Genomic DNA, 5148 nt, shown 5'->3' with positions numbered 1-5148 from the left:
TCGGGAACCCTCGGAAGTTCGCTGCCGGCGCCCCCGTGGCACGGGAGCGGGCGCAGGCGGCAATGGCCCGCGAATTCTGGAGGGGCAACCGTGACGGATTACCGCGCACGCACCCAAAAACATGGGGGGACATTCCCCATGTCGGCCGTCATCCTCCCCCTAATTCTTGGGAGAATTCGGCGGCAATGTCAGATGCCGCGCGCCCGGTCGGCCGCGAACCGGGCCCGCCAGGCCGCGAAGGCCCCGGCGTCCAGCGCGTCGCGCATCTCCCGCATCAGGTTCAGGTAGTAGTGCAGGTTGTGGATGCTGGTCAGCATCGGGCCCAGCATTTCGCCGCAACGGTCCAGGTGGTGCAGGTAGGCGCGGCTGAAGCCCTGGCAGCACTCGCAGCCGCAGGTCTCGTCCACCGGCCTCTCGTCGGCCTTGTAGCGGGCGTTGCGCAGGCGCAGGTCGCCGAAGCGGGTGAACAGATGGCCGTTGCGCGCGTTGCGGGTGGGCATGACGCAGTCGAACATGTCGATGCCCTGGCTGACGCCTTCCACCAGGTCCTCCGGCGTGCCCACGCCCATCAGGTAGCGCGGCTTGTGCGCCGGCAGCTGGTGGGCGGTGTGGTCGAGGATGCGCTGCATCTCGGCCTTGGGCTCGCCCACCGACAGGCCGCCGATCGCGTAGCCCGGCAGGTCCAGCGCGGCCAGGCCGGCCAGCGAGGCGTCGCGCAGGTTCGTGAACATGCCGCCCTGCACGATGCCGAACAGCGCGTTCGGGTTCTGCAGCCGGCCGAATTCGGCGACGCAGCGCCCGGCCCAGCGCAGCGACATCTCCATGGACTGCCGGGCCTCGCGCTCGGTCGTCAGCTTGCCCTTGCTCTCGTAGGGCGTGCATTCGTCGAACTGCATGACGATGTCGGAGTTCAGCGTCGTCTGGATCTGCATGCTGACCTCGGGCGTCAGGAACAGCTTGTCGCCGTTGACCGGCGACGCGAACCGGACGCCTTCCTCGCTGATCTTGCGCATGTCGCCCAGGCTCCAGACCTGGAAGCCGCCGGAGTCGGTCAGGATGGGCCGGCCCCAGCTCTCGAAGCGGTGCAGGCCGCCGAACTGCTGGATGACGTCCAGCCCCGGCCGCATCCACAGGTGGAAGGTGTTGCCCAGGATGATCTGCGCGCCCATCGCCTCCAGCGACCGCGGCGTGACGCCCTTGACCGTGCCGTAGGTGCCCACGGGCATGAAGATGGGCGTCTGCACGACGCCGTGGTTGAGCGTGAGCGCGCCGCGGCGGGCGCGGCCCTCGGTCTTGAGCAGGTCGAACTTCAGCATGGGGGCGGGATTGTCGCAGCGCGGCCCCTCAGGGTTGGCCGCGGTGCCGCGCCCGCGGCCCGGGGCTAAGCTGGCCGCCCCCGCCCGCCACCGGCCATGCCTCCCGCCCCCCGCCCGCTCCCGGCCCTGTTCGCCGCGTGCCTGCTGGCCTGCCCGGCCGCGGCGCAGGCGGGCGCGCCCTGCGGGCCGCACGTGGCGGCGCTCTACCCGTTCGCCAGGTTCTATTTCGAGGGGCCGCAGACCCGCCCCGGCGGCATCGACCAGGACATGTTCGACGAGCTGGCCCGCCGCTCCGGCTGCCGGCTCACGCTGGTGGTGCAGTCGCGTGCGCGCATCTGGGAGCAGATGCGGCGCGGCAGCGTGCAGCTGACGCTGTCGGCCCTCCCCAGCCCGGAACGCCTGCGGCTGGCCGAGCTGGTGCCCTACGCCCAGGGCCGCTACCAGGTGCTGATGCGCCGCGAGCTGGCCGCGCGCGTGGCCAGCCTCGCCGACTTCGAGGCCGACCCCCGGCTGCGGCTGCTGGACGTGCGTGGCTACGCCCACGGCCCCACGCTCGACGCCTGGGTGCAGCGCATGCGCGGCCAGGGCCGGCTGGTGGAGACGGGCGACTTCAAGACCGCCGAGCGCATGCTGCGCGCCGGCCGCGCGGACGGCCTGCTGACCCTGCCCGACGGCTGGGGCGCGGTGACCGCCGCCGGGGACGGGCCCGGCGGCTTCGTGGCCCTGGACGTGGCCCCCCAGGAACGCAACGCCATCTCGCTGGCGCTGGCCCGCGCGATGCCCGAGGCCGACCGCCTGCGCCTGCGCCGCGCGCTGCAGGCCATGCTGGCCGACGGCACGGTGTACGGCATCCTGCGCCGCCACCTGGGCGACCCGGCGGCCCGGGCCGCGCTGCTGCCGCCCGGCTGCGGCGGCGGCCGGGCGGGCGCGGACAATCCCGCCCCATGCCCCTGACCCTCGCCGCGCCGGCCCGGCACGAACTCGTCGTCAAGAAGAGCCGCTTCCTCGGCTGCGTCGAGCCCTGCGCGGACCGGCAGGCGGCGCTGGCCCGCGTGGCCGGGCTGCGCGCCGAGCACCCCGGCGCGGCCCACGTCTGCTGGGCGCTGCTGGCCGGCGGCCACTCCGCCGCCAACGACGACGGCGAGCCCGGCGGCACCGCCGGCCGGCCCATGCTGGACGTGCTGCGCCACCAGGGCCTGGACGGCGTGCTGGCCACCGCCGTGCGCTACTGGGGCGGCGTGAAGCTCGGCGCCGGCGGCCTGGTGCGCGCCTACACCGACTGCATCGCCCAGGCGCTGCTGGGGGCCGAGAAGATCGAGCGCGTCGCCCGCGTGGAGCTGGCCTGCGGCCTGCCCTACGAGCTGGAGGGCCGGCTGCGCCGCCTGGCCGGGCAGCACGGCGCCGAGCTGCTCGACGTGACCCACGCCGCGCGCGTCGGCATGCGCTTCAGCCTGCCGGCGACGGCGCGGGATGCGTTTGCCGCCGCCGTCGACGAGGTGGCTCAGGGCCGGGTGGACTGGGCGCGGTCCAGCAGCATCGCGTCGCCGTAGCTGAAGAAGCGGTAGCGCTGCTCGACCGCATGCCGGTACAGCGCGCGGATGCGCTCGTGGCCGGCGAAGGCGCTGACCAGCATCATCAGCGTGCTGCGCGGCAGGTGGAAGTTGGTCAGCAGCCGGTCCACCACCTGGAACGAGAAGCCGGGCGTGATGAAGATGTCGGTCTCGCGCGCGCCGGCCTGCAGCAGCGCCGGCAGCCCGGCCTGGCGCGCGGCGACGGCGGCGGACTCCAGCGTGCGCAGCGTCGTCGTGCCCACGGCCAGCACGCGGCCGCCGGCCGCCTTGGTCGCGGCGATGCGCGCAACCGTCTCCGGCGGCACGTGGCAGCACTCGCTGTGCATCCGGTGGTCGGCGATGCGCGCCACGCGCACCGGCTGGAAGGTGCCGGCGCCGACGTGCAGCGTCACCTCGGCCGTGCCCACGCCGCGCGCGGCCAGCGCGGCCAGCACGGCCTCGTCGAAGTGCAGCGCGGCCGTCGGCGCCGCCACGGCACCGGGTTCGGCGGCGAACACCGTCTGGTAGCGGCGCGCGTCGTCCGCATCGTCGGCGTGCGCGATGTAGGGCGGCAGCGGCACGTGGCCGTGCGCGTCCAGCAGCGCGAACGGGTCGCCGTCCAGGCGCAGGTGGAACAGGCCGCCGTCCGGCCCGCAGCGGCCCAGCACCTCGGCGTCGAAGGCCCCGGCGAAGCGCACGCGGCTGCCCGGCTTGGGGCTTTTGCTGGCGCGCAGGTGCATCCACACTTCTTGCGTACCGGGCAGCACGCGCTCGACCAGCGCCTCCACCGCGCCGCCGGTGGCCTTCACCCCATGCAGCCGTGCCTTGATGACGCGGGTGTTGTTGAACACCAGCAGGTCGCCCGCGTCCAGCAGCCCGGGCAGCTCGCGGAACACGCGGTCCACCGGCGCGGGGCCACGGCCGTCCAGCAGGCGCGAGGCGCTGCGCTCGGGCGCCGGGTGCTGGGCGATCAGCTCGGGCGGGAGGTCGAAATCGAAATCGGCGACGGTGTGGATGGACATGGCGGTGCGATTGTCCGCCGCGCCTAATATCGCGGCGTGCAGCCCGACCCCCGCCCCGACGACCCCATGCCGCAGCCGCCGCCCGAGCCCGACTTCGACGCCTGCTGCGGCAACGGCTGCGACCCGTGCATCTTCGACCTGCACGACCTGGCCATGGACGACTACCGCCGCGCGTTGCGCGCCTGGCAGGCGCGCCACCCCGAGGCGGCGGCCACGGCGGCCGGCGGGCCTATCCTTGGCCCCTCCTAGCCTCGCCACCGCTGGCCGTCCGCCGGCCTCAGGAGCCGCCTTGATCCCCCGCGTTGCCCCCACGCCCGCCGCGCAGCCCGGCCCCACCGGCCTGGCACGGCGCCGCCTGCTGTGCCTGGGCGCGGCGCTGGCCTGTCCCGGCGCGGCCCGGGCGGCTGCCGAGGCGCGGCTGCCGGCGCTCATCCCCGACGACGTGCTGCTGGACTACCAGCGCTTCCTGGCCGGGCGGGATCCCGCCACGGTCAGCGACTACGGCGGCGCCCACGCCCGCCGCGACGTGGCGGAGGCGGTACTGATCCAGCAGGCGCTGCTGGCGCGGCCGGGTCCGCCGATGCGGCTGAGCCTGAGGCCCATGCCCACCAGCATGCGGCTGCAGACCGAGCTGCGCACCGGCCACGCCGCCTGCGGCGCGACCACCTACTGGCGCGAGGACTTCCCCGAGCCCGAGGGCCTGCTGTTCAGCGACGCGGTGCTAGCGGACGGGGAGTTCGAGGCCGGCCTCTACACCACGCCCGGCAACGCCCGCGCGCTGGCCGCGCGCAGCCTCGCCGACGTGCGGCGGCTGCGCGTGCTCAGCAACCGCACCTGGCGGGTGGACTGGCAGACGCTGGAGCGGCTGGGCATCACCCAGCTGCAGCACGTGGCCAGCTGGAACCTGATGCCGCGCATGCTGCAGCAGGGCCGGGCCGACGTGCTGCTGGCGCCCTTCCAGCCCACGCCCGACCTGGCGCTGGCGGCGGACGGCGTGCGCCTGCTGCCCATCCCGGGGCTGAAGATCCGCATGCGGGGCACTCGCCACTTCCTCGTCTCGGCGGCGCACCCCTCGGGGCCGCTGCTGCGCGAGCAGCTCGACCTGGGCCTGGCGCGCCTGCGCCAGCAGGGGCTGGTGCGGCGGGCCTATCTGCAAAGCGGCTTCTTCACGCCGCGCGTGGCCGACTGGACGGCGCTCTGACGCCGCTCCGGCGCCGGGCCGGCCGGCGTGCCCGGCGACACTAGCGCGATGCAGCTGCT

General features: G+C 74.7%; 6 protein-coding genes. 4 read left to right on the top strand and 2 right to left on the bottom strand.

What is annotated here, in order from left to right; translation table 11 throughout:
• Positions 1-188: 188 nt before the first annotated feature.
• Complete coding sequence (tgt, locus tag QM788_RS06500; protein WP_415660665.1) at positions 189-1316, bottom strand: tRNA guanosine(34) transglycosylase Tgt; 1128 nt, start codon at positions 1314-1316, stop codon at positions 189-191.
• Positions 1317-1412: 96 nt separating this feature from the next.
• On the opposite strand from tgt, the gene QM788_RS06495 reads away from it, so the two are divergent.
• Positions 1413-2270 (top strand): substrate-binding periplasmic protein, encoded by an 858-nt coding sequence (locus tag QM788_RS06495; RefSeq protein WP_415660664.1) that lies wholly within the window; start codon positions 1413-1415, stop codon positions 2268-2270.
• Entirely contained in the window at positions 2261-2866 is a 606-nt protein-coding gene (locus tag QM788_RS06490) for an IMPACT family protein (protein WP_415660663.1), read from the top strand. Before QM788_RS06495 ends, QM788_RS06490 begins: the two co-directional genes overlap by 10 nt.
• On the opposite strand, the gene queA is transcribed toward QM788_RS06490, so the two are convergent.
• On the bottom strand, positions 2818-3888 hold the full coding sequence (gene queA, locus QM788_RS06485; protein WP_415660662.1) for a tRNA preQ1(34) S-adenosylmethionine ribosyltransferase-isomerase QueA: 1071 nt from the start codon (positions 3886-3888) through the stop codon (positions 2818-2820). The genes QM788_RS06490 and queA overlap by 49 nt on opposite strands.
• A gap of 66 nt (positions 3889-3954) precedes the next feature.
• Here queA and QM788_RS06480 point away from each other — a divergent pair, with 66 nt between their 5' ends.
• The gene (locus tag QM788_RS06480; protein WP_415661168.1) at positions 3955-4137 is read left to right on the top strand and encodes an oxidoreductase-like domain-containing protein; all 183 of its coding nucleotides are present in this window, start codon (positions 3955-3957) and stop codon (positions 4135-4137) included.
• 40 nt (positions 4138-4177) lie between these two features.
• The gene (locus QM788_RS06475; protein ID WP_415660661.1) at positions 4178-5089 is read left to right on the top strand and encodes a hypothetical protein; all 912 of its coding nucleotides are present in this window, start codon (positions 4178-4180) and stop codon (positions 5087-5089) included.
• The last annotated feature ends 59 nt before the right edge of the window (positions 5090-5148 follow it).

Source organism: Roseateles sp. (assembly GCF_047654785.1).
Lineage (GTDB): Bacteria > Pseudomonadota > Gammaproteobacteria > Burkholderiales > Burkholderiaceae_C > Pelomonas.
This window is presented reverse-complemented; position numbering and strand designations above follow the sequence as displayed.